Source organism: Cohnella baijiui, assembly GCF_020731285.1.
In the GTDB taxonomy this organism is placed as follows: domain Bacteria; phylum Bacillota; class Bacilli; order Paenibacillales; family Paenibacillaceae; genus Cohnella.
In genome coordinates, this window is sequence record NZ_JAJFOW010000399.1 from 1 (window position 1) to 226 (window position 226).

Genomic DNA, 226 nt, shown 5'->3' on the forward strand with positions numbered 1-226 from the left:
TGTTATTTGCCGCAATAAGCGCGTTTTTCTTCGGAACGGCAGAGACGCTTCCTGTCCTTATCGCATCCGGTATGGCGTTGTCTTTCTTCTATCTAGGTGTTACCGGAACAACATATGCATATACGACCGATCACTATGATTCGGACATTCGGGCCACAGCTTCAGGCTTGGCGAATGCCGCCGGACGCATCGGGGCGATTATCGGGCCGCTTGCTGTAGGTTATAT

At 51.3% G+C, this 226-nt stretch carries 1 pseudogene; it reads left to right on the forward strand.

Annotated features, from left to right (window positions below):
* A pseudogene (locus LKX83_RS33120) lies at positions 1 to 226 on the forward strand (MFS transporter); the annotation flags it as partial.